A 25,032-nucleotide genomic window follows, 5' to 3' on the forward strand; every position below is an offset into this window, starting at 1 on the left:
TCCTTGTTGATGGCGACGATGACCTTCGAGTCCTTCATGCCGGCCAGATGCTGGATGGCGCCCGAGATGCCCGCCGCGATGTAAAGCTGCGGCGCCACCACCTTGCCGGTCTGGCCCACCTGCCAGTCGTTCGGCGCATAACCGGCATCGACGGCGGCGCGGCTTGCACCGACGGCTGCACCCAGCTTGTCGGCAACCGGCAGGATGACTTCCTTGAACTTCTCCGAAGAGCCAAGCGCACGGCCACCCGAGATGATGATCTTCGCGGACGTCAGCTCCGGACGGTCGGACGACGCCAGCGCATCGGAAACGAAGCTGGAGAGGCCGGGGTTTTCGGCAGCACCGATGGTTTCGACCGCTGCCGAACCGCCTTCCGTTGCTGCCGCAAAAGCGGTCGGGCGCACGGTGATGACCTTCTTCGCATCGCTCGCCTGCACCGTCTGGATGGCGTTGCCGGCATAGATCGGACGCTTGAAGGTGTCAGGCGACACGACCTCGATGATTTCCGAAACCTGCGCCACATCCAGAAGCGCCGCAACGCGCGGCGTGACATTCTTGGCCGATGCGGTGGCCGGCGCAATGATGACATCATAGGAGGGGCTAAGCGAGACGATCAGCGCCGCCAGCGGCTCTGCCAGCGCATTGGCATAGGAGGCGTCGTCGGCAAGCAGCACCTTGGAGACGCCGGAGAGTTTCGCGGCTGCGTCAGCCGCACCCTTTGCGCCGGAGCCGGCGACCAGCACATGCACGTCGCTTCCCGTCCCCTTGGCAATCTGGGTTGCCGCCGTCAGCGTCTTTGCCGTCAGGTCGGAAAGGGTTGCGTTGTCGTGTTCTGCCAGAAGAAGAATGGTCATGAGAATATCTCCCTTTTCCGAAACTCGGAGCATTTCCAGTAAAACTGCGCAGCGGTTTTACGTCCGGAAAATGCGTAAAAACAAAGATGCAGAGTGCGTCCGGGCGGACGCGCTCTAAAGGACGCCGTCGGCCTTGAGCTTTTCGACCAGCTCGGCAACCGAGCCGACCTTGATGCCGGCCTTGCGGCCTGCCGGCTCCTCGGTCTTCAGCACTTTCAGGCGCGGCGACACGTCGACGCCGAAATCGGCCGGAGCCTTTTTGTCGAGCGGCTTCTTCTTGGCTTTCATGATGTTCGGCAGCGAAGCATAACGCGGCTCGTTCAGGCGCAGATCGGTGGTGACGACGGCGGGAAGCTTCAGCTCCACCGTCTGCAGGCCGCCATCGACTTCACGCGTCACGGCGACCTTGCCATCGGAAGGCTCGACCTTGGAGGCGAAGGTGCCCTGGCCCCAGCCGAGCAATGCTGCCAGCATCTGGCCGGTCTGGTTCGAATCGTCATCGATCGCCTGTTTGCCGACAATGACGAGACCGGGCTGTTCGGCTTCCGCCACGCCCTTCAGGAGCTTGGCGACGGCGAGCGGCTCGACGGTTTCGTCGGTCTCGATCAGGATGGCGCGGTCCGCACCCATGGCAAGCGCCGTGCGCAGCGTTTCTTCCGCCTTGGCCGGGCCGATCGACACGACCACAACCTCTTCGGCCTTGCCCGCCTCTTTCAGACGAAGCGCCTCTTCCACCGAGATTTCGTCGAACGGGTTCATCGACATCTTCACATTCGCAAGCTCGACACCAGAACCATTCGATTTCACACGGATCTTCACATTGTAATCGACAACGCGCTTGACGGGGACAAGGATCTTCATCGGCGGCTTTCCTCAGGCAGATGTGTGGTTCCGGCCGGAAAATTTCCGGCCGCTCTATGCATCCTGTCAGGCAATCAGCAGGCTTGCGCGAATGATGCGTTCATAAATATAGACGGAATTCTCAATGATAAGCTCTCTACGACCCTCATCGGGCTCGTAGTGAATCTGCATGGCGGCATAGGCACGCATGCCAAGCAGCTGATAGATGATGCAATCTATCTTGTCGTCGGACAGAAGCGCGATATGTCCCGTCACAATGCCGCGTTTTATCGAACGCCTGTAGCCCGAGACGATATTATCCATATGGATGCGGTGAGCCTCCGGGGCGAAAACCTCCGCCTCGTAGAGGATACGATAAAAGCCCTCATTCTTGACGAGATAGTCGAGAAATGCGTTGAATCTCGCCAGCTCACGCGCCATGCCCGGAGCCGATTTGCGCGCCTCTTCTTCGATGACCGCCAGCATGCGCAGCCCCTCATAGGGCAAGAGCTCATCGAACAGTGCCTGCCGGTCGAAGAAATAATTGTAGAAGGTGCCGTGAGCGACGCCGGCGGTATCCGCGATCTTCGCGATGGAGGCTGAAGCATATCCCTCCGCAGCGACCACCTTGCAACCGGCGGACAGCAGACTTTCACGCGTCAGCTTCGCCTTTTCATCTCTTGAAAGGCGGCGTCCGAAGCGCCGGTTCGACCGTTCATCGTTCATTTCTTCCACGTCCTATCCTGTATGCGAAGTTTCAAAATGACCATGTCGGTCCATGTCCCGCAATATACGTTTGAGTACCTTCCCCGAAGGATTGCGGGGCAGTTCCTTGAGCAGCACCAGATCGTTGGGGCATTTGAACTTCGCCAGCGACTTCTGACAATATGCCGACAATTCCTCGAAGCCGAGGCTGGCGCCCGCATGCAGCACCACGGCGGCAACGGCAACCTCGCCCCATCGGGGATGGGGGCGGGCGAAGACCGCAACCTCCTTGACGGCAGGATGGCCATAAATGACACGCTCCACCTCCGAAGAGGCGATATTTTCTCCCCCGGAAATGATCATGTCCTTCTGTCGATCCGTGATAAACAGGAACCCGTCATCGTCCATATAACCGATATCGCCGGAGCGCATATAACCGTCCGGATGAAACACGGCAGCGGTATTGTCGGGATCGCGCCAGTATTCACGCATGACCTTCGGCCCGCGCATGCAGATTTCCCCTTCCTCGCCCGCAGGCAGCGGTGCGCCCTCGTCATCGCGTATCTGCACCTCGACGAAACGCAGCGCGCGGCCGACCGATCCGATCTTTTCCAGTTCGCGACCGGGTTCCATCATCGTATCGCCGGAGCAGGTCTCGGTCATGCCGTAGGCGTCGATGTAACGAGCCTGGGGAAAACGTTTCATGAAGGCGCTGATGCGCGATTCCGGTGTACGCTCGCCCCCGCCTATACACCACCGAAGGGTGTCCATCGTCGGCAACCCCTCCACCGGCAACGCCAAAATATCATTGGTCATCACCGGCGCCAGCCAGATACCGTCCACACGCCGCAGGACGATGGTCTCCAACACCTTGCGCGGATCGAAATCACGCATGAGCACGATGGCGCCGCCTGTCAGATGCACGGCCAGCCCCGGAAGATCGCACCCACCGACATGATAGAGCGGCCCGACAATCAGCAACCGGCTGCTTCTCTTCAAATCAAGGGCCAGGATGTGATCGAAACATTTCCAGTAATAGCTGTCGTAAGTGTGCACGACACCTTTCGGCCGCGAGGTCGTGCCAGACGTATACATGAGCCGGAAAACATCGTCGCGGCCACGCGGCACCAGACTTATGCGCCTGCGGCCATTGGCCACCGGTTCCAGCATAGCGCCAATATCGCGGCGTCCTTCTTCATCAAGAGAAATGACGGGAAGCCGCGTCTGTTCGGTGGCGTCGACAAAAATGTCGTCGGCGATGACGATCTGCGCTCCGGCATGAACCGTGATATATTTCACCTCATCCGCGGAGAGCCGGAAATTCAGCGGAAGGACGACGGCGCCGATGTGCCCGATCGCATAAATCAACTCGATATAGGCGAGGCTGTTCTTCATCAGCAATGCGACGATTGAGCCTTCTTCAACGCCGCGCCGCGCCAGACAATAGGCAAGATGGCTGACGCGCTTCTCCAGTTTACGCCAGTCCAGACTAATATCGTCGAAGATCAGGGCTTCCGCATCGGGCATCACGCGGGCGTTTTGCGCAAGGATGTGTGACAGGTTGAGTACAGCGCCGCCCGGACCGGATTGCGGCGTCGCGCCCTTGTGAACCAGAGGGCTCACGCCCTTCTTGACCGTGGATTCCTTCTCCACCGGGCGATCATGACGGCCGCTGGTTTGCGATGACTGATCCGGTACGCCGTTCAAACTCATTATGTCGCCTCTCCCGATCCCGTTCATAGTTGTTTTGGCTCCATGATTCAATATTCATTTTGTTGTCCGGCACTCTCCCTGCTTTTGCCGGACGAGGGGCACGGATCAGTTTCGCCAGCCGCGCAGCCGGTTTCCACCGTCGCAGCGAACGACCTCGCAGGTGATGAAGCGCGCATCGTCGGACGCCAGGAAGAGATGCAGGGCGACGATGTCGTCGGGGACGCCGCGAAGGTCGACGAGTTGCATGCCGCGAATGCGTGCATGGGTTTCCGGTGAAAGCCCGGCCAGATTCGCTTCCGTCTCCATCAGCCCCGGTGCAACGGCATTGACCCTGATGCCATCAGGACCAAAGACCTGCGCCATGCCATAGGTCATGGAATTGAGCGCAGCCTTGGTGACGCCATAGGCCGATGCCGGCACAAAGCTCGCCATGGAGGACTGGTTCAGAACGACGCCCCGGGTGCGGGCGAGGGCGGGACGCAGGGCTTGCGCCAGGACGAGTGGCGAGACCGTATTGATCGCCAGAAAGCGCAGCCACTTATCCATGCTCAACGTCTCGAAGGACTGGCTGATTTCCCCATAGGCCAGACCGGCATTGTTGATGAGGACGTCGAGCCGTTCATGACGCTGGTGAAAATCGGCCGCGAAGTCGTGGATGGCGCCTTCGTTTGCAAGATCGATCGTATGGGTGGAGACCCTTGCACCTGTCGCTGCCAATTGTTCAGCGGTGTCGGCGAGCCCCTTCTCATTGATGTCGAGAAGAACCAGTTCCGCCCCCTCGCGTCCAAATCCGAGGGCAAGCGCCCGCCCCAGGCCACCGCCGCCGCCGGTCACCACGACCCGCCTGTTTTCGAAACGTTTTGTCATTGAAGCTCCAAAATTCGATTGTTGCTGAAAAAATCCCACCCTCATTCGCCTGCCGCCGGCACTCCGCCCGGTTCCGCGACGGGTTGATATTTTCTCTCCCGACGCTGAACGAGGAACACGAAGAAGACGGGGGTGAACAAGGCCACCAGCACGGTTGCGGAGATCATTCCGCCAAGGACGCCGGTGCCTATCGCGTTCTGCCCGGCCGACCCGGCGCCTGAGGCCACCGCAAGCGGCAGGACACCGAACATGAAAGCCAGCGATGTCATGACGATAGGCCGGAACCGTATGCGCAGCGCTTCCACGGCAGCGTCCCTCAGGGGCACTCCCTGCCGCAGGAGGTGTCGCGCAAATTCGACGATCAGAATGGCGTTCTTCGCAGACAGCCCGATGATGGTAATGAACCCCACCAGAAAATAGACATCATTGTCCATGCCTCGCATCATGACCGCCACTATCGACCCGATCGCCCCGAGCGGAACGGCCAGCATGACCGAAACCGGTATGAACCAGCTTTCATACAGCGCGGCGAGCAGCAGAAAGACGAACAGAACCGAAAGTGCGATCAGCAACGGCGCCTGCGCCCCGGCCTGGACCTCCTGCAGGGATTCGCCCGTCCAATCGTAACCGAAACCTTCCGGTAGCTTGGCCGCCAGCCGCTCCATCTCGGCGATGGCATCCCCGGAAGAATGGCCGGGCTTTGCCTGGCCACTGATCCGCAAGGCCTGATAACCGTTATATCCGGTGATCTGGGTCGGCCCCATCGACCATTCGACACTCATGAAGGCGGAGAGAGGCACCATGCCACCGCTTGCGTTGCGGACAGAAAGCGTCATCAAATCTCCAGGCAGCATGCGCGCGGCACTATCTGCCTGAACCGTCACGCGCTGCATTCGGCCGGCATTGGGAAAGTCGTTCGCATAGGCCGAGCCGAGATTGGTCGAGATCGTGCTGTTGATGTCGGCAAAGGAAACACCGAAGGCATTGGCCTTTTCCCTGTCGATCATCAGGTTGAGCTGCTGTCCAGCCGGCATGCCCACGACCCTCAGGCCGGTAACGATGTCGGAACCGGCCGCTGCGGCGAGCAGTTCTTCCCATGCCGCCACCAGCGCATCCTGCCCCCTGCCGGCCCGGTCCTCCAGACGGAAATCGATGCCGGCAAGCGAACTGAGGCCCGAAATCGAGGGTGGAAGCATGGCATAGATCTGGGCATCCTTGATGCCGGTGAAGAATTTTTCATTGAGGCGATGCACGATGGCCTGCGCCGAATCCTCCGGTGCCCTTTCCGACCAGTCCTTGAGTGTCAGATAGACGCTGCTGACATTCTGGCCTGACCCCGCCAGGTTTCCGCCCGTCTGGGCGCTGACCCTTGTTATTGCCGGCTCCGACCGCAGGATTTCCTCCATCTGCCGGATCACCAGTTCCGTCCTGCGTGCACTTGCCTCCGTCGGCGCTATGATATCGACCATGATGGTGCCCCTGTCCTCCACCGGAAGGAAGGAAGTGGGAAGCTGCATGAAAGCCCAGCCCGCGCCGGCGGCAAGCGCGGCGTAGATCACCATCATTCGCCCCGTCTTCCTGACGCCGCGCCGCGCGAGCGCGACGTAACCGTTCGTGGTGTCCTTGAAAAAGCGGTCGAACCAGCCGAAGAGACCACGTCCGGCATGATGGCCTGCCGCTGGAGGCCTGAGCAGGCTGGCGCAGAGCGCGGGCGTGAATGTCAGGGCCAGGAAACCCGAAAACAGGATCGATACAACCATCGTCAGGCTGAACTGCCGATAGATCACCCCCACCGCCCCGGGGAAGAAGGCCATCGGAACAAAAACCGCCGTCAAGATCAGCGTAATGCCGACAATGGCGCCGCCAATCTGGCCCATTGCCTTATGGGTCGCCTCGCGCGGGGACAATTGTTCCTCGGCCATGATGCGCTCCACGTTCTCGACCACGATGATCGCGTCATCGACGAGAATGCCGATCACCAGCACCATGGCGAACATGGTGAGAACATTGACCGAAAATCCGGTGACGAACATGATCGCACAGGTTCCGAGCAACGCCACCGGTACGACGAGGGCCGGGATGACAGTGCAGCGAAAACTCTTCAGGAACAACAACATGACCAGAAAGACCAGGCCCATGGCTTCAAGGAGCGTCATGACGACCTTGTCGATGGATGCCCCGACAAACGGCGTGGAATCGAAAGAAATATCGTAGGTGATGCCAGCGGGGAACGATCTGGAAAGCTCGCTCATTCTCTCGCGCACCGCCGCCGCGGTTGAGACGGCATTACCGGTCGGATGAAGCTGCACGCCGATGGCGGCGACGGCCTGGCCATCGAGACGGGCGGTGGAACTGTAGTTCTCTCCACCGATCTCGATCCGCGCGACATCGCGCAGGCGCACCGTTGAACCGTCGGGATTGGCCCGCAGGGTGATCGCGCCGAATTCCTCGACAGTCGACAACTGCCCGTGGACGACGACGCTGGCCGTGATCGCATTGTCTGCCACGCTGGGCTCCGCCCCTATCCGCCCTGCCGCCACCTGGGCATTCTGTGTGCGGATGGCATTCATGACATCATTTGTCGTCAGGCCCAGTCCCAGCATCTTGCCGGGATCGATCCAGACACGCATGGCGCGCGGCGACGCGATCAGCTGTATCGGACCGACGCCCTCGACGCGCTGGATTTCACGCATGATGTTGCGGTCGAGAAAATCGCCGAGGGCGATGGAATCATAGGCTCCGTCGGTGGAACGCAATGCCACGACCATCAATATATCCGCGCTGGCCGGCTCGACGCGAATACCGCCCTGCTGGACGACCGCCTGAGGCAGCCGTCCCTCGATGCGGCGGACGCGGTTCTGGGCATCCATTGCCGCCTCGATGACATTCGTGCCTGGCCTGAATGTCGCATTGATGGAAACGCGGCCGGATGCATCGGAACTGGATTCGAAATAAATCAGGCCCGGCGTGCTGTTGATGGCATCTTCGATCACGCGCGTGACGCTCTGGTAGATTTGATCGGGTGAAGCGCCGGCGTAGTTCGTCGAGAGATTGACCTTTGGAGGCGCCACATTCGGATATTGCGAGACGGGCAGCGCAGGCAGCGCCAGGACACCCGCAAGCATGATGAAGATCGCGGTCACCCATGCAAGAACCGGCCTGTCGATGAAAAAGCGTGTCATGGCCGGTGTTCCTCACTTCAATCCACGGACGGCGGCCTGCATGCCGGTCAGAACCGACAAGCCAGCCCATTCTGTGGGGGAAACCCTGCTTCCGGGCCTGATCTTCTGGAAACCCTCGACAACCGCGCGGTCGCCAGGATTGAGGCCGTCGACCACCACGCGGTCCTTGACCTGACGATTGATCGTGACGAAACGCTGCTCGATCTTCTGCTCACCATTGACGACAAAGACATAGGCCTTGCCGCTGGCATCGCGCTGTATGGCCTGCCGCGGCGCGGCGACAACACCGCGCTCCACGCCGTGTTCGATGACGACGCGCACATACATGCCGGGCAGCAAATCGGCGTCCGGATTGGGGAAAGTGGCGCGCAGCGCGATCTGCCCGGTGGATGAATCGACCGTCGAGTCCGAAAACAGCAGAATACCATGGTGATGATAATCGCTGCCGTCGTCCAGCCGCAGCCGCACATCCGCCTCGCCGGGTGCTATGCTGACAAGCCGGCCCGAAGCCAGCGCCCGGCGCAAATCGCGCATCTCAATGGAAGATTGGGTGAAATCCGCATAGACGGGATCGATGACATGAATGAGGGCCAGAACATTGCTGGAGCTGACCAGTGCTCCTTCGGTCACCAGCGCCCGCCCGATCCGGCCCGAAATCGGCGCCCTCACCTCGGAGTAATCGAGGTTCAGCTGAACCTGCGCCAGATTTGCAGTCGCGATTGCGACATCGGCATTGGCCTGCGCCAACTGGGTGCGGGCATCCTCCAGCTGCTGCGAGCTTGCAACATTGCCCTCCCGGAGTTTCGCCTGGCGATCGGCGCGTTGCCGGGCTGAATTCTGGCTGGTCTTTGCCCGCTGCAGGGCAGCCTGCGCACTTTCGAGCTGCACCCGGAACGGACCGGGGTCAATGCGATAGAGAACATCGCCCTCATTTACGAGGCTCCCCTGCTCGAATACCCGTTCGACCAGAATACCGGAGATCCGGGGCCTGACTTCGGCGATCGTGGTTGGAGCGATGCGGCCCGGCAACTCGTTGACGATCGGAATATCTTCCGAAGTCATCGTTGCGATACTGACGGGCGGTATCGGCTCGGCGGCAGCGCCCTGCGATCCGACCAATGCCATAAACCCGGCCAGAGCCAGAGATCGAGCCGAGCGGCCCATCCGGCCACGGCCACCGGATCCTCCCCGCCCCCCAGGCGCGGCAGATGCCCCGACAGGACCGCGAGACAAATCCGCGCCGGACGAAGATGACGATTTCGTATCCGAGTACTGAAACTCAAACATCATAGAATTCTCCTCCCCTTTTTCCTCCCGATGGACCGCTCCTCAACAGCCCATCGTGATCCGTTATGTCCTTTGCCTTGGGTCGTTCGGCACGAACGTGTTCGTGAAACCCCATGGAATACCCAGACTGGTCTGCGCGTCGGTCACGATCGTCGTTTCATCGCGCATGCTGATCCCCACATTCTCCGCGACCAGATGGCGTTCGACCCGGTCGAGATCGACAACTTTCCACGTCATCGAATAATAGGAATCGCCCGGCGCGGCCGCGGCCAGATGGGCCTGCGCCGCCGTTCCGGCGTCCGGCACGGCGTATTCCAGCACCGTATCGGCAAGGGCGACATACGTACTTGTCGCCGCCAATATCGGGTTGCGGCCCTCATGAATGACCCTGCCACCCAACGCGTTCACCGCGAAGTTGAGCGCTCTGTCTGGCTGGCTCGTCAAAATGGTGTGGTGGGAGCAGCATTCGATGGCAAGCGGGTCGTTTTCCTCGACAGGCGGCAGAAGCCAGCCGGGTGCCGTGCGGGGGTCGAGGGGGAACGGCGTTCCTTCCAGAAAGAACTGGTATTGCAGACCGGCATCCTGCGGCACCGTGAAGAACGTTATGACGCCGCCACCGGGTGAAAGGGGCGGCTGCTCGCCTTCGGCAATCTCGTCCGAAAGTCCCATCGACCGGATACCCGCTCCACGCAGCCCGAGATGCAGCGCGGTCATACCCTCGATATACCAGCCCAATCCCTTCAGGCTTGGAGCCTCGACGGCCGGATAACGCTGGAAACCCGAAACGAAGTGACGTTTCGGATCGATGGAATCGATGAAGACATCGCGGATTACCGTGAAGGTCGAATAGTCGGTGGGATAGTTCGGCGTCGAAGGCAGGATCGTCTCCAGCGACGCGCTCTTGCGCCCGAAAACCCGCTCGAACCAGCCTTCCGTCGTGGCGAGATCGTGCACATGGATCGTCGGATGAAACAATCGCACGACACGAAAATTCTGCTTGCTTGCGTTTTCCTGCGTCGTCATGGGGAATTCCTTTCCGCCTCAGTCTCCGGGCACCGTCGGCATGGAAATGAGCGGCCGCCGATGGCGGCACGCGCTTCCGTTTCAGGCTGGGACGGCGTCTGCCGCAGCCGATGACAGGGTGAAGTTGGCAAAGCCGGATTGCCGGCTGGCGTTCATCACGTCGAACAAAACGCCGCGTCCTGCCGGGTTCAGCAGGAGCTTGCGCGGCTTTCCCGGAATGTTCGAGCCATAATAATAGCTTAGCTCCGGGGAAAACGGCGAGTAGGGCGCTGCGCTGACCATGATGTGGTTCCACTCATCCTCTGCCGCCTGCGTCGGCTCGATGATGTTCGTGCCGCTCTGCTCGGCATGGGTCAGAAGCTCCATGATGAAGTCAATCTGATCGCCATTGTAGCGCGGGTTGTTGGCGGCCGCGCCGTGCGGACCACCGGGGAAGAACAGGTTGGGAAAACCCGCCGCCTGAATGCCGAGGAAGGTACTCGGGCCATCTTTCCATGCGTCTTGCAGCGCAACGCCCCGCCGGCCGCGAATGCCCATGCGCTGCATGGCGCGGGCAAAGTCGAAACCGGTCGCCCAGACGATGATATCGAATTCCTCGAAACCTTCCGTGGTTTCGATGCCCTTTGCGGTAATGCGTGTGATCGGCGTTTCCTTCATCGCCACAAGCTTGACATGTGAATTGTTGAAGGCCTCATAGAAACCGGTCGCATAGGGCGGCCGCTTTTCAGCATAGATGTGATCCTTCGGGATCAATTTGTCTGCCGTGCCCGGATCCTTGACGATGCTGCGGATCTTGCCGGCCAGAAATTCCGAAAACTCTTCGCGCAGCGGCCTGTTGAAAAAGAAGTCGGCATAGTTGGAGGTCATTTTCGAAAAGCCGGGGCTGTTCCAGAGCGTCTCGAAAAAAGCAAACCGCTCCTCCTTGCTGTCCTCGGATGACGAGCGGTTTGACGGCTCGTGCAGAAAACCGCTGATTGACGTGTCGAGCGTCTTCTTGATCGTCTCGAAATCGGCGCGCAACGCACGCTGCTCCTCCTCGGTGATCGGCCGATTGTTGAGCGGCGTGCACCAATTCGGCGAACGCTGATACACCGTCATCGACGCCACATCGCCGGCAATGGCGGGCACGAGCTGAACACCGCTCGAACCGGTGCCGATGACGGCGACGCGCTTTCCCTTGAAATCAACCGGTGCCGCAGGCCAGAGGCCGGTATGGTAGGATTGCCCGGCGAAATTCTCACGCCCCGGTATCGAGGGGAAGAAGGGCACCGACAGCACGCCGGTAGCCGCGACGAGAAAGCGGGCAATATAGGTCGCGCCATCTTCGGACTGCACCGTGTAAGCACCGGTCGTCTCGTTGAAGACCGCCGAGGTGACCCTGGCGTTGAGCCGTATGTGGGCGCGCAGGTCAAACCGGTCGGCGACATGGTTGAGATAGCGCTCGATTTCGGGCTGGCCGGCGAAATGCTCCGACCAGCGCCATTCGTCATAGAGTTCTTTCGAGAACAGATAGGCGTAGGTGTAGCTCTCGGAATCGAAGCGGGCTTCCGGATAGCGGTTCCAGTACCACGTCCCGCCGATGCCGCCGCCGGCCTCAAGGATGATCGCATTGAACCCCGCCTGGCGGGCGCGATAGAGCTGGTAAAGACCGGTTATGCCGGCACCGACGATCAGCATGTCGACCCCGATCGGGCCTGACGTGGTGTGAACAGCGGTATCAATCATGGGACTGTCCTTTCACGGATCAGAGCGAGTGGGCAAACAGGGCGATGTCGGAGAGCGTCGCATCGTAGATATCCGGTATCGCCCGCATGAAATAATTCTCGGCCGCGTGGCAGACGCCGATTACCGTTCTCGCCCGTGACGGAACGCCTGCTGCCTGCAGCTTTCGATAATAGGCCAGCCCTTCGTCCCGGAACGGATCCAGCTCATTGACCGAAACGGCATGGGGCGGCAGCCCCTCGAGGTCTTCGCGGCTGGCATGATAGGGCCAGGCCAGAGGATTGGTGGCATTTTCCCCGTTCGGATCATAGGCAACGGCAGTGGCGGCAACCACCGCCAGCGGCGTGTACAGCCCGTCATTCTCGTAAAGCGACTGCAGCTCGGGCAATTTTTCCGCATAGGCATTGGAAATATACGGGCAAAGCGCGTAGACGCCATCGACGCGGTCAAGCCGGCCCTCGCGCTTTGCCTTGATCGTCGCGGCCATTCCAAGGTTCGCCCCGCCGGATTCGCCCGACAAGACGACTTTGGAGATGCCCAAACGTGCCCTGTTCTCGGCCACCCAGTCCAGCGCGGAACTGACGTCGTTGAGGCCCGCCGGGAAAGGATGTTCTCCCAGATGGCCGGCGGCATTGCGGAACTCGACACCGATCACGATGAGGTTCTTCGCCGCCAGATCGTCACGCCAGCGGGCATAAAGCGGACCTTCCGCATTGAGAATGCACATGCCGCCGCCATGCAGATGCACGATGGCGGGCAACGGTCCCTCAGCGCCTTCCGGGCGGTGAATGAAGAGGGCAATGACATTGCCGTCAACACCCGTGGTTTTCTCGACGATCGTGCTGATGCCCTTGGCCGCGGGAATGCCCGCAACCGCGGCTTCGAGAAACTCGAAGGATCCGGCTTCAGCCGCCTTGAGATATTGCAGGATGCCTTCCAGCGGCGTCTGCGCCGTCACGTAGACCGGCGGCTCGCCGCCCATCTGCGCCGCATCCAGCGCGGCCACGAGACGACGATCGGCCCGGGGATCATCGCGAATGACCAGATCGGGATTTCCAAGCTTGCCGGGGCGGTGTAATTGCGATTGTTCCATTTATATGTCTCCTCCAGGACGTTTGCTGTTCGTATGTTGTCGCGGCGCGCTGGGCATTCCGCTCCATCATGGGTGAAATTTCAGCGTCAGGCGGTCGCGCCGCCATCAACCGCAATGGCCGTTCCGGTCATAAAACCGGAAGCGCCCGAGGCCAGGAACAGCGCGACCTGCGCCATATCCTGGGCGTTGCCCATGCGCTTCATCGGCACGCTTGCGGCGATCTGATCTATCGTGGCCCTGACGGTGCCATCCTCGATGTCGCGCCGCAGTGCCGGCGTGTCGGTGGCGCCGGGGCAGATTGCGTTTACCCGGATACCTTCCGGCGCCAACAGCAGGGCGATCGACTTCACGTACTGGATCAGTGCGGCCTTGCTGGCGGAATAGGTCGGGAAAAAGGAAACCGCCCGAACACCCGCGATCGACGAGGTGCAGATGACGGACGCATGCGAGGACTTGCGCAACAGCGGCAACAGCCGCTTCGTCAGCAGCATGGGAACCCAGAGGTTGATCGTCATGCAGCTTGTCCAGCTGTCCAGATCATAGTCGAAACCAGGCGGCGCCGGCAGACCCGCCTGATTGAACAGAATATCCAGATGCGCATTGTCGCGGACAAAGATTTCCAGAAAGGCATCGAGAGCCTCCCAGTCGAGCAGATCCACCGTGTGTGCTTCAGCCGTCCCACCTGCGCGGCGGATGTCCTCCGCGGTGTCTTGAGCGGCCTCACCGTTGCGGTCGACAATGACGACATGGGCGCCATGGGCGGAAAAGAGCAGGGATGAGGCGCGCCCCATGCCCGACGCGCCGCCAGTTATGAGAGCTTTTCTGCCCTGCAGGGAAAGAAGGGGCTCAGGCACGCTCGTCATTATTCGTTCCTCCACTTTTATCGTTTCGCGTGATTGGTGAGGGGGCGGCGCAGCCGCCGCCGGCAGCGATCAAAACAGCGCATAGACGCTGAACAGCAGATTGAAGGAGCTTCCTTCATCCTTGAAATATTGCAGGCTCGGCTTGTCGGTGTATCCGACACCAAGGGTTGCATAGAGCCCCGGCTTGATATTGGCCATGTATGAAGCAGTGATGCTGTTCGAAGCATTTATGGCGAACATGTTTGTGAAAGCCGACGCCGAATCGATGGCGTTCTTCACATATTTGCTGGTCTCATTGTGGCTGTAGATAACCGACAGCAGATCGCGCGGACGGCTCTCGAACGGCGCGAACCAATAGGCGCGGGCTTCGTAATATTGGGTAAAGGCTGCAACTTCCGGTTCGCCGTACATGAAGGTTCCGCCGACATAAATCCCCTGATAGGCTGTCAGCGGCGAGGACGGATTGGATTGCCATACCTGATAGTCGGCGAGAAGATAGACACCAAGCGCCCCATCTCTCGTTGCATGCGGATCGGAAAGCAGCCGGCTGTAGTCCCTGAACTCGGAATTGTTGTACAGCACGCCACCGCGGACCCAAACGAAGGGATTGTCGGGCGAAGCCTGTCTTTTGTAGCCCACCTCGTTGGTGAAGAGTATGCCGGTTCCCGGAACCGAGGAGCTGAAATCCAGACCGGAGGGATTGGCACGTTCCTCGTCATAGATCGGATTACCCGTCGGTCCGTTGACAGGCAGGCTTCGCTGGACCCCCGTCTGGGCATAAAGCTCTTCGTTCAAATGCCACGTAGCGCGAAAGTTCGGCGTTCCCATGCCGTTCGGGGAAATGCCGAGCACGACCGGAACAGACGCGGCCGGCCCGAACGGACTTGTCACGACCCCGCCAACGAAAGTTCCGGCAAATTCCGGCAGAGACGGGAAATAACCGGCCTTGACTTCCACCTTCCCGTCAAACAGCGTCTGATACCAGGACAGGCTTTGTGCACGAAGGGCGCTGGGGCTGAATTGCTCATCCGTGCTAAATGCATAATGGACACCGGCGGCAATTTGCCCGTCGGGGACACCCCATTGGCTCATGTCATAGGTCAGCAGTCCGATACCGGAAAGATAGGCTTCCGGTCGCTGTCCGAAATAGGAGCGGCCGCCGGCACAATTATAGTCGATATTCGCCGATGTGCAGGGCAGAAACCCTTCCGCGGGAATCTTGCGCGGCGTGTTCAGAATATTTCCCTGGAATATTGCCGAGTTCTGCGAGTGGAATCCGAAGCCGTAAGATGCAAGCCGCGTGCGCCAATAGCCGTCGTCCTGCACCACCGTATCGGCAAAGGAAGGGAAGGTAATGTTCCATCCCTTGTATCCGTAAACTTTGTCGAGAGCCTGGGCGCGCGCGGCAGACCCCATGTCCCGCGTCTCGGCCGCGTCATCCGACTTGATGGCGCTGTCCGCCCCGTCCTGTGGAGTTGCGGCGACCTTGGTTTTCTCGCTCGCCCTCGCCGATTTTGCAACGTGTTGCAACGTCACTTCGGTTGCACCGGCCGCAGAAAGGCCGATGCACATCACCGCTGCGGAACACGGCAAGGCGACCCGCCGGATGCGACAGGCTATGCTGGAAACAAAAGACATGCCCGGACTTCCGCCGGATAAAACAGGTCTGCGCTGCCCTTCAAGTTCACCCTTTTTCACTGTCGATCCTCCCGACATTTGCAAATTATTTCGCGCGTCCCACAAGCGGCCCGTTCTTGCCGGTCAGGGACGTTTGATGCCGCCGCCTCCCACGGAGCGGCATCAAAGGTGTTCATCGGCCCGCAGGGGCCTGCGCCTCGTAAACCGGCCCGGATCGCGGTGCCGGCAAATGGCGGAATTCGTGCGCTCGTACATCCGCGCCTCCTGCCGAACCTCAATAGGACCGTGGCAGGCCAAGATTGTTCATGGCTATGAAGTTCAGGATCATTTCCTCCGAGACCGGCGCGAAACGGAAAAGCCGCGCATCTCGCCACAGGCGTTCCGCATGGAATTCCTTGGCGTAGCCCATGCCCCCCATGACCTGCATCGATCGTTCGATCACGGCCGAGGCCGCCTGGCTGGCGATCAGCTTGGCAGCGTTGCTTTCCGAACCGAAAGGCAGATTGTTATCGAAATTGGAAGCTGCCTTGAGATTGAGCAGACGGGCAGCCTCGATTTCCGCCCAATGCTGGGCGAGCGGAAACTGCAGCCCCTGATAGGCGCCGATTGCCGTGCCATTGAAGACCTTGCGTTCCTTCGCATAATTCACGGCAAGCGAAATGCCGAGATAGCCGGCGCCGACCAGCCCGGCGGTCGTAACGACGCGTTCCGAGTTCAACACGTCGAGAAGCTGGTCCCATCCGCCATCGACCGTCCCGATAACCTCATCGTCACGCGCCTCGACATTGTCCAGAAATACCGATGACGAAGGCAGTGTATTGGTGCCGAGCTTTTCGATCGGCGTATGCGACAGACCGTCTCGCACGGTATCGATCATGAACAGGGAAATGCCGAAGGTCTTGCGCGGCGCTTCCGCCTGCGGCGTTGTGCGCGCCACAACCAGCATTTTCTGAGACTGAGGAACGCCGGTGATCCAGATCTTCTGACCGTTGATCCGCCATACGTTTCCGTCCCGCCGGGCGGTTGTCTTCAAATTCAGCGAATTGGTGCCCGCGTCCGGTTCCGTCAATGCCATGCAGAAGGTCATCTCGCCGGAGCAGAGCCGGGGCAGCCATTCCCGCTTCATCACCTCGCTGCCGTATTTACTGATGGCAACGCCGCCAAAGACGGGATTGAGCATGAACATCTGCGCCAGCGTCGCCCCGGCCCCGGCCTTGCAAAGTTCCTCAATAATCAGCGCGAGATCGACAAGACCAAGGCCGCCGCCGCCATATTCCTCCGGCAGCATCGCGCCGGCCAGGCCCGCGTCGCAGATCGCCTGCCAGCATTCAAAGGGATATTCCTTTGAGGCGTCCTTGGCCCGCCAATAATCCGGTCCGAATTTTTCACCGATCTGGCGCGCCGTCTCGATGATCATCGACTGTTCGTTTGTCAGTTCAAAATTCATGGGCAATATCTTTCCGTCAGGCATTCACAGCCGCCGCACTCCGCAAGAGCCGCAACGGCTCTTCCAGGTTGCGCGATACGAGTTGGAGGAAACGGGCCGCATCGGCGCCGTCGATGATGCGGTGATCCGCAGCAAGCGTCAGGCAGATTTCACGCGACAGCCGGGCTTGCCCCGCCTCGTCCGGCCGGAACATCTGCTGTTCGGCACCGACACCAAGGATCATCGCCTGCGGCGGGCTGATGATCGGCGTGAGGCTGGTCGCTCCGAACATTCCGACATTCGAAACCGAGATCACTCCGCCGCCCACATCCGTTGCGGCCAGCTTGCCATCGCGCGCCCGCGCAGCGAGATCGGCGCCCATGCGGGCGACATCGTCAAGCGGCAGGCGCCCCACATCCCTGAAAACCGGAATACGCAGACCCTGTACGGTTTCGGCCACCATGCCGATATCAGCGGTGGAAAAAGAAAGGATGCCTTCTTCCGTCCAGATACGGTTCATGGCGGGCATCTCCGCAAGAGCGAGCCCAAGCGCCTTGACCAGCATATGGGTAACGGAGATCTTGACCCGACCGGCGCCATCGCCATTGAGATCGTCGCGCAATCGTCCGAGCGGCAGAACGTTCACCATCCGCGTCAGGTAGAAATGCGGAATTTCCCGTTTGGCGGCCTGAACGCGACGGGCGGTTGCAAGCCGCGACGCATCCGGTTTCTTGATATCCGGCTGAAGGAAGGGGACCGGCACGGCGGCGGGCGGCAGATCTTTCGGCAGCGCAACGAGTGCCTGTTCGACATCCGCCACTTTTATGCGGCCATTCGGCCCGCTTCCCGTCACCTCGTGCAGGTCGACGCCATTTTGTCGCGCGACGCGCCGGGCAAGCGGCGTGGCGATGACACGCAATACGTCGCCTTTCATGATCCGCCCGCCACGGCCGCTGCCAACGACATCGGCGGGGGACAGGCCGTGATCCCGCATCAGCTTGCGCGCGGAAGGCGCATCCGATATCGGCGCATTTGATGGGAGAGCGTCGGATGACCGGTTGCGAGCCGACACCGGTACCGGCCCGCCGGCATCATCCTCATAGGCGACACGCGCGATCGGCAGGCCGACTCCCAGGACGTCGCCTTCGCCGGCCAAAATCTCCAGCAATTCTCCATCCGCTTCCGCCTCAACCTCATTGGCGACTTTTTCCGTTTCGACGACGAACAGTACTTCGCCTTTTGCGAACCGCTCGCCGGACTTTCTGTGCCACTGCACGATCTGACCTTCTGTCATGGTCAGTCCGAATTTCGGCATGAGCAATTCAGCCATCGATCCTCACTCCCCCGTGAAATGCGCGGGGCGCTTTTCGAGGAAGGCGGCACATCCTTCATGTGCGTCACGGCTGTCCAGAACCAGGCCGATCATCGCCTGCTCATGCCGGATCGCCGCCGAGAGCGGCATGTCGGCGCCATCGACGAGCGCGCGTTTCAGGAGCTTCAGCACAAGCGGCGATTTCTCCGCCAGACGGCCGGCCAATGCCCGCGCTTCATCCATCAGCGCCTCATGCGCCACCACGCGGTTGGCAAGACCGATCCGCACGGCCTCCTCGGCGGAAATCATATCGCCCAGATACATGAGTTCGCGGGCGCGACAGGAGGGAACCTGCCGGATGAGCCTCTGGGAACCACCGGCGCCGGGAAACAGGCCGAGATTGATTTCCGGCAGGCCGAGCTTGGCCTTGTCCGATACCAGCCGGAGATCGAGAGCGAGCAGGAGTTCCGTGCCGCCGCCCAGCGCAAAACCGTTCACGGCACCCACCGTTGGCTTGTCCAGCATCTCGATACGCCGGAACAGGCGGTGGATGTCCTCGGCAAATTGCTGGTAATGGGCAAGGCCCTGCCGCGAACTCAGATCGGCGATATCACCGCCGGCAATGAAGGCCCGGCCCTCGCCGGTGAAGATCACCACGCGGATCGAAGGATCCGCCTCGATCCGGTCCAGAGCGGCGTTGTAGGCGGCCACGACCTCGGTGTTGAGGGCATTCAACGTCTCTGGCCGATCGATTGTCAATGTGGCGACAGAACCGTCGACCGTAATTTTGATGGGCGAAGTCGTCATGATAGATTCCACTTCATGCAAGAATACGACGCAGCGCGGCGGCAATGTCGGCGCTGTCGGGTCGATAATGCTTCTCCAGCACCGGGCTGAAGGGGACCGGCGCAAAAGGCGCCGCAACGCGAACGATAGGGGCATCCAGCTCATCGAAACCGATATCGGCCATACGCGCGGCGATCTCCGCACCGACGCCGAACGCCTCCACCGCCTCGTGGGCGACAACCAGCCGATGGGTCCGCGACAGGCTCTCGAGCACCAGAGCCTCGTCCCAGGGCTGAATTGACCGAAGATCGATAACCTCGACCGCTATGCCTTCCCCAGCGAGTTCGCTTGCCGCTTCAAGCGCACTAAAAACCATCGCCCCATAGGCGACGACGGTTGCGTCCCGACCGGGCAGGGCGATACGACCCTTGCCGATCGCCACCGGTTCCGGCGTTTCGGCCAGATCACCCTTCATGGCGTAGAGCGCCTTGTTTTCGACGACGATGACCGGATCAGGATCGTCGATAGCGGCACGCAGCAGCGCATAGGCGTCGGCCGGAGTGGCCGGAACGACGACCTTCAGGCCCGGAATATGTGCGAACCAGGCTTCCAGACATTGCGAATGTTGCGGGCCGGCGGACAGTCCCCCGCCATGCGGCGTGCGCAGGACGAGCGGAACGCTTGCCTGCCCACCGAACATGGAACGTGCCTTCGCCGCCTGATTGACCAGCATGTCCATGGTCAGCGTGGAAAAATCCATGAACATGATTTCCAGAACGGGCTTCATGCCCGTCAGCGCCGCGCCAACGGCGATGCCGGCGATGGCCGCTTCGGCAATCGGTGAATCGAACACACGCTCGGGGCCATAGCTGTCGAGCAGGCCCTTCGTCGCCTTGAACGAGCCGCCGGCGCTGGCGATGTCCTCACCGATCAAGATAACCGTCGGGTCGTGACGCATGGCGTCATGCAAGGCTTGATTGACGGCTTTGAGAAAACGGACCTCAGCCATTGCGGCCTCCGGAGATGGTATAAACATCGGCGAGAATATCGGCGGGCACCGGATGCGGCGCCGCGAGAGCGGCCTCAAGTGCGGCGCTGACCTGCGCATCGACCAGTTCGGCGAGTTCCGCGAACCAGCTTTGTGTCACGCCGTCATCTTCCAGGTAGCGGCGGGCAATGGCGAGCGGGTCGCGGGCGGCCATTTCGGCGACCTCCCCTTCGGGACGATAGTCCTGCTTGTCGCCCTCATAATGTCCCCTCACACGGGTGGTTCGGCATTCCAGAATGGACGGGTGGGGGTTGATCCGCATGGCGCCGATGGCGGCTTCGGCCACGTCGTGCACCGCTTGTGCATCATTTCCGTCCACTTCCGCATAGGTGATGCCCCAGGCGGTGGCGAGTTGGCGCAGGCCCGTCGCCATCTGCCTTTCGGTCGGGCTGAATTCCGACCAGCCGTTGTTCTCGCAGACGAACAGAACCGGAAGCGACCACAATTTGGCGATGTTGAAACATTCATGCACCACGCCCTCCGCAAGGGCGCCGTCACCGAAATAGACCACGGCGATATGGCCCTCACCCTGCAGTTTCAGGGCAAGCGCGCTGCCGGTGGTGATCGGCAATCCGGCCGCGACGATACCGTTCGCGCCCAACATCCCGATTTTCAGGTCGGCCACATGCATGGACCCGCCGCGCCCCCGGCACAATCCGGTCGCCCTGCCCAAAATCTCTGCGAAGAACCCCTCCAGAGCCACGCCCTTGGCAAGCGTATGCCCGTGACCGCGATGGTTCGACGAGACCGTGTCCTGCGGGCCAAGACAGCGTGATATAGCCGCCGCCACCGCTTCCTGACCGATGGAAAGATGGAGAAAACCCGGCACCTGGCCGTCAATGAAAAGCTTCTGCAGCGTCTCCTCGGCGCGGCGGATCAAAAGCATCATCCTGTATATATCTTGCAGAACATCACGGTTCATTACCGGCCACCAATCTTCCTGCGATGCCCAGACCAGACCGCACGGTCGTCACGCATAAAATGCCAAATGATTCATAATTCATTTATTTTCTGAGCTCCTCGCCTCGACCGCCCCGTTACGGTTGAAACACAACGTCGGTTGTCAGAAGGAGATGTCGCGACCTGACAGGAAAGGCCATGGATGGGCCTGTTTGACCAAGGCGTGTGACGTTCCTGCCCCGATGCTGCCCGGCAACGCGCACAACCGCTACCACCAGGACGCTGGCGACTGCCGCCAATACCGCAGCCGGAGTGTGAGGTCTGAAATGTCTAGTTTTCCTGATGAGAACGGCGATTTGAGCCCCTCGCAAGACCACGCGGTCACCCGCTGGCCGGACAGCCGGGGATGGCCGGGCTTCACGCCCTTCGGCAAGCCTTGGCGCCGGCAAAAATGCACGGAAACTCTCCATAGGCCGCAGCATTGGCCATCGTCTTCTCGTCATCACCCCTCCTCCCAGGCTGACAAACCGTCTCTTCGATTTGAGACGAGCGCAGAACAGCAAATAATGATTTACGAGTCAATAGTCGTTTTTATCACTCGCTTTTTGCGATCTCCCAGGGATCGGTGAAAATCACAACCAGCCTTTCCGCCAAAACAGATACACGCCCATGCTCATCTGCTTTTCGCCGAAAGCCCTGAAAATCAGGCCTTTTCACGCAATATTTCTGGCGATAGCTCGTGTAAGCCGTTTTTCCCAGACGGTGGCGGTGGCGTCTCGACCGATCCTTCTTCCCTGTTTTTTGCCTCCGCGCACAAATACGAACATAACTAAACAAACTGACTATTGACTCTACAATCATAATTTGTTGTCCTAATAAATAGTACGGCCAAGTTCCCTAATTATGCAAGCCATAAGGGACCGGCGAATGCTTGGGAGGGCATTCATGTTTCGCGAGCTGTTTGACGGAGCTGTCGGCGCCATGCGCCCGACGGGAATTCTTGTGTCGCCTTATTCCCGGACGGCGGGGAGAGCCGCACCATGAGTGTCCCTGCACATGTCCTTATCGTCGGCGCTTCGGCGGCCGGCCTGTGCACCGCCGAAGCATTGCGGCGCGGCGGATTTAAGGGACAACTGACCCTGATCGGCGACGAGGTACATGCCCCTTACGACCGTCCCCCGCTGTCGAAACAGGTTCTCCAGGGTGTTTGGGCGCCGGACAGGGCGGCTTTGCGCCCGCCGCAAGCTCTTTCGGCGCTGGAAGCCGATTTCATTCTCGGGGATGCCGCCGTTGAACTGGATGTCAGCGCGCGTGCTGTGCGAACCAGTTCAGGGCGCCTTTTCGAAGCCGATGCCATCGTCATCGCAACGGGTGTGCGGGCTCGGCGCCTGCCTGACCAGGCGAGCCTTGCCGGCGTGCATGTGCTGCGATCGCTCGACGATGCCTTGGCACTTCACGCAGGGCTGGAAACGGCCTCACGCGTCGTTGTCGTCGGCGAAGGTGTACTAGGCTCCGAGATCGCTGCAACCTCGCGCCTGCTGGGGCTGGATGTGACGCTTGCCGGACCCCTTGCCGCCCCGATGGCCGCCCAGATCGGCCCGCTCGCCTCGGAACTGCTTGGGCAGGTGCACCGGGAGCACGGCGTTCAACTGCGGCTGGGATCGGGCGTCGCTGGCCTTCTGGGCGTCAATGGCCGAGTTACCGGCGTACGTCTGACGGAGGGCGAGGAATTGCCCGCCGATCTGGTGGTCGTCGCGATCGGCGGCACGCCCGCGACTGGCTGGCTCGAGGGTAGCGGACTGCAAATCGACAATGGTGTCGTCTGCGACGCGCGATGCCGGGCCGCCGAGGGAATCTACGCCGTTGGCGACGTGGCGCGCTGGCACCATCAGACACTCGGGCGTCTTGCACGTTTCGAAAACCGGACAAACGCGACGGAACAGGCCGAAGCGGTCGCCGCCGGCATTCTCGGCAACGAAACGATCTACGCGCCCATACCCTATTTCTGGACCGACCAGTTTGACGTGAAGATTCAAGTCTTCGGCGTGATCGGATCCGATGCAGCCGTGGAGATCGTGGAAGGGGACCTCTCCACCCGCCGCTTCGTTGCCCGCTACACCACCGATGGCGCCGTCTCGGCTGTTCTCGGCTGGAACATGCCGAAACAGGTTCGCCAGCATCGGCAGAACCTCGCCGAAGCAATGGGTGTCCGGGAGCGGCTTTGACCGCACCGCAAAAAACAGGATGTGACAAGAGGAAGGATCATCAGATGAAAATTTTCATCGATCAGGAAAAATGCGTCGCGGCCGGGCAATGCGTCGCCTATGCGCCCAATGTTTTCGATCAGCGGGAAGAGGATGGCATCGTCTTCTTCGTAAACGAAAATCCGCCGCCGGAAGAAGCGGAGAATGTCCGCCAGGCCGCCGCAGTCTGTCCGGCGCTGGCAATCCGCATCGAAGAATGAAGATGGCGGCGTTTCCCGCCGCCCAGCCGAATATAGGAGGAAAAGCTATGGCCACCTGTCCATACCACGCGACCACAGAGGTTCTGGAGCACCCAACACCAAGGGACGCTGCCGCACCATTCCTGCCCTCGCCGGAAATCCGTGCGCTGCACGACGCCGGCGTGGAGCTTACCCGTGTCCGGATATGGGATGGCAGCACACCATGGCTCATCCTTTCGCATGCGGCGCAACGCAAGATCATGTCCGATCCGCGGGTAAGCGCCAATGATCATCTTCCCAATTTCCCCTATATGAACCGGGCGATCGCGGAAACGATTCATGATCGTCCGAAGACCATTTTCGACACGGATGGCGAGGATCACGCACGTTTGCGCCGAACGCTGACCAATTCCTTCACCCGCCACCGCATGGAAAAGATCAGGCCGCAAATACAGCAGGTGACGGACGATCTGATCGACGGTCTGCTGGCAGGCCCCAAGCCGGCCGATCTGGTGGAAGCCTTGGCCCTGCCCTTGCCGTCACTGATGATCTGCGACCTTCTGGGCGTTCCCTACGAAGATCACGGCTTTTTCGAACAGCATGCGAAGGTGGCCAATTCCCGTGACAAATCCCCCGAGGAAAACCGGGTTTCATCCCGCGCGCTTGGCGAATATATCGGCACGCTCATTCAGCGCAAAATGGATAATCCCGAAGAGGATGTCGTCTCCGATCTGGGCCAGAGGGTAAAGGCCGGCGACCTGGACATGGCCGGCGCGGTACAGCTCGGCGTTATCCTGCTGATTGCCGGCCATGAAACCAGCGCCAACATGATTGCGCTCGGCACCGCCCTGCTGCTTGAAAACCCGGAGCAGCTGAAATTACTGCGCGAAACCGACGATCCGAAGATCGTTGCCAGCGCCGTCGAGGAACTGCTGCGCTATCTGACCATTCCGCATCTGCTGCAACGCCGCATCGCGCTCGAGGATATAGATTTCAACGGCACGATCATTCGCGCCGGCGAAGGCATCGTCTCGTCCTTGCCCGCCTCCAATTTCGACCCTGTCGCATTCCCTGATCCGGCGAAAGTCGACATCACCCGCGATGCACGTCACCATCACGCCTTCGGCTGGGGTCCGCACCAATGTATCGGCCAGCAGCTTGCGCGCGTCGAACTTCAGGTGGTGTATCCGACGCTGCTGCGCCGAATTCCAACGCTCAAGCTCGCCGTTCCGCTTTCCGAACTCCGCTTCAAGCACGATTCACTCGCCTACGGCATCGAAGCACTGCCTGTAACCTGGTGAGCACGGCGGCTTCACGCTGTCGAGGAGGC

General features: G+C 60.5%; 20 protein-coding genes. 3 read left to right on the forward strand and 17 right to left on the reverse strand.

Annotation, left to right across the window (positions count from 1 at the left end):
• From ACI2KA_RS18025 to ACI2KA_RS18105, 17 genes are all read right to left on the reverse strand, one after another.
• A partial coding sequence (locus ACI2KA_RS18025; RefSeq protein ID WP_404503825.1) for an electron transfer flavoprotein subunit alpha/FixB family protein occupies nucleotides 1-854 on the reverse strand: 854 nt, incomplete at its 3' end.
• 114 nt (nucleotides 855-968) lie between these two features.
• Nucleotides 969-1,715: an electron transfer flavoprotein subunit beta/FixA family protein gene (locus ACI2KA_RS18030; RefSeq protein ID WP_404503826.1), complete on the reverse strand. Its 747-nt coding sequence runs from the start codon at nucleotides 1,713-1,715 to the stop codon at nucleotides 969-971.
• A 66-nt stretch (nucleotides 1,716-1,781) separates the two neighbouring features.
• A complete protein-coding gene (locus tag ACI2KA_RS18035; RefSeq protein ID WP_404503827.1) occupies nucleotides 1,782-2,420 on the reverse strand; it encodes a TetR/AcrR family transcriptional regulator in 639 nt (212 codons plus the stop codon).
• Nucleotides 2,421-2,432: 12 nt separating this feature from the next.
• Nucleotides 2,433-4,112, reverse strand: a complete 1,680-nt coding sequence (locus tag ACI2KA_RS18040; protein WP_404503828.1) for an AMP-binding protein — start codon at nucleotides 4,110-4,112, stop codon at nucleotides 2,433-2,435.
• A 105-nt stretch (nucleotides 4,113-4,217) separates the two neighbouring features.
• The gene (locus ACI2KA_RS18045) at nucleotides 4,218-4,979 is read right to left on the reverse strand and encodes an SDR family NAD(P)-dependent oxidoreductase (protein ID WP_404503829.1); all 762 of its coding nucleotides are present in this window, start codon (nucleotides 4,977-4,979) and stop codon (nucleotides 4,218-4,220) included.
• A gap of 41 nt (nucleotides 4,980-5,020) precedes the next feature.
• Nucleotides 5,021-8,161, reverse strand: a complete 3,141-nt coding sequence (locus ACI2KA_RS18050) for a multidrug efflux RND transporter permease subunit (protein ID WP_404503830.1) — start codon at nucleotides 8,159-8,161, stop codon at nucleotides 5,021-5,023.
• A gap of 12 nt (nucleotides 8,162-8,173) precedes the next feature.
• Nucleotides 8,174-9,286 carry an efflux RND transporter periplasmic adaptor subunit gene (locus ACI2KA_RS18055; RefSeq protein ID WP_404503831.1) on the reverse strand — a complete coding sequence of 371 codons (1,113 nt, stop codon included), beginning with the start codon at nucleotides 9,284-9,286 and terminating at the stop codon, nucleotides 8,174-8,176.
• A gap of 225 nt (nucleotides 9,287-9,511) precedes the next feature.
• Nucleotides 9,512-10,471, reverse strand: a complete 960-nt coding sequence (locus ACI2KA_RS18060; RefSeq protein ID WP_404503832.1) for a hypothetical protein — start codon at nucleotides 10,469-10,471, stop codon at nucleotides 9,512-9,514.
• A gap of 81 nt (nucleotides 10,472-10,552) precedes the next feature.
• On the reverse strand, nucleotides 10,553-12,196 hold the full coding sequence (locus tag ACI2KA_RS18065; RefSeq protein WP_404503833.1) for a flavin-containing monooxygenase: 1,644 nt from the start codon (nucleotides 12,194-12,196) through the stop codon (nucleotides 10,553-10,555).
• Between the two features lie 19 nt (nucleotides 12,197-12,215).
• Entirely contained in the window at nucleotides 12,216-13,286 is a 1,071-nt protein-coding gene (locus tag ACI2KA_RS18070) for an alpha/beta hydrolase (protein WP_404503834.1), read from the reverse strand.
• 86 nt (nucleotides 13,287-13,372) lie between these two features.
• On the reverse strand, nucleotides 13,373-14,149 hold the full coding sequence (locus ACI2KA_RS18075; RefSeq protein ID WP_404503835.1) for an SDR family NAD(P)-dependent oxidoreductase: 777 nt from the start codon (nucleotides 14,147-14,149) through the stop codon (nucleotides 13,373-13,375).
• A 69-nt stretch (nucleotides 14,150-14,218) separates the two neighbouring features.
• Nucleotides 14,219-15,787, reverse strand: a complete 1,569-nt coding sequence (locus tag ACI2KA_RS18080; RefSeq protein WP_404503836.1) for a carbohydrate porin — start codon at nucleotides 15,785-15,787, stop codon at nucleotides 14,219-14,221.
• 274 nt (nucleotides 15,788-16,061) lie between these two features.
• Nucleotides 16,062-17,234, reverse strand: a complete 1,173-nt coding sequence (locus ACI2KA_RS18085) for an acyl-CoA dehydrogenase family protein (RefSeq protein ID WP_404503837.1) — start codon at nucleotides 17,232-17,234, stop codon at nucleotides 16,062-16,064.
• A 16-nt stretch (nucleotides 17,235-17,250) separates the two neighbouring features.
• Nucleotides 17,251-18,543, reverse strand: a complete 1,293-nt coding sequence (locus ACI2KA_RS18090; protein ID WP_404503838.1) for a dihydrolipoamide acetyltransferase family protein — start codon at nucleotides 18,541-18,543, stop codon at nucleotides 17,251-17,253.
• A 6-nt stretch (nucleotides 18,544-18,549) separates the two neighbouring features.
• Nucleotides 18,550-19,332 (reverse strand): enoyl-CoA hydratase/isomerase family protein, encoded by a 783-nt coding sequence (locus ACI2KA_RS18095; RefSeq protein WP_404503839.1) that lies wholly within the window; start codon nucleotides 19,330-19,332, stop codon nucleotides 18,550-18,552.
• A gap of 13 nt (nucleotides 19,333-19,345) precedes the next feature.
• Nucleotides 19,346-20,320 carry an alpha-ketoacid dehydrogenase subunit beta gene (locus tag ACI2KA_RS18100; RefSeq protein WP_404503840.1) on the reverse strand — a complete coding sequence of 325 codons (975 nt, stop codon included), beginning with the start codon at nucleotides 20,318-20,320 and terminating at the stop codon, nucleotides 19,346-19,348.
• A complete protein-coding gene (locus ACI2KA_RS18105) occupies nucleotides 20,313-21,248 on the reverse strand; it encodes a thiamine pyrophosphate-dependent dehydrogenase E1 component subunit alpha (protein WP_404503841.1) in 936 nt (311 codons plus the stop codon). Before ACI2KA_RS18105 ends, ACI2KA_RS18100 begins: the two co-directional genes overlap by 8 nt.
• 1,051 nt (nucleotides 21,249-22,299) lie before the next feature.
• Between ACI2KA_RS18105 and ACI2KA_RS18110 the strand changes: the two genes are divergently transcribed.
• Genes ACI2KA_RS18110 through ACI2KA_RS18120 form a run of 3 tightly spaced genes read left to right on the forward strand, consistent with a single transcriptional unit; the run spans nucleotide 22,300 to nucleotide 25,003 of the window.
• A complete protein-coding gene (locus ACI2KA_RS18110; protein ID WP_404503842.1) occupies nucleotides 22,300-23,484 on the forward strand; it encodes an NAD(P)/FAD-dependent oxidoreductase in 1,185 nt (394 codons plus the stop codon).
• Between the two features lie 44 nt (nucleotides 23,485-23,528).
• Entirely contained in the window at nucleotides 23,529-23,723 is a 195-nt protein-coding gene (locus tag ACI2KA_RS18115; protein ID WP_404503843.1) for a ferredoxin, read from the forward strand.
• A 47-nt stretch (nucleotides 23,724-23,770) separates the two neighbouring features.
• Nucleotides 23,771-25,003, forward strand: coding sequence for a cytochrome P450 (locus ACI2KA_RS18120; RefSeq protein ID WP_404503844.1), 1,233 nt, complete (start codon nucleotides 23,771-23,773; stop codon nucleotides 25,001-25,003).
• Nucleotides 25,004-25,032: the final 29 nt, after the last annotated feature.

This window comes from Agrobacterium sp. NPDC089420, from assembly GCF_044900305.1.
Classification (GTDB): domain Bacteria; phylum Pseudomonadota; class Alphaproteobacteria; order Rhizobiales; family Rhizobiaceae; genus Agrobacterium.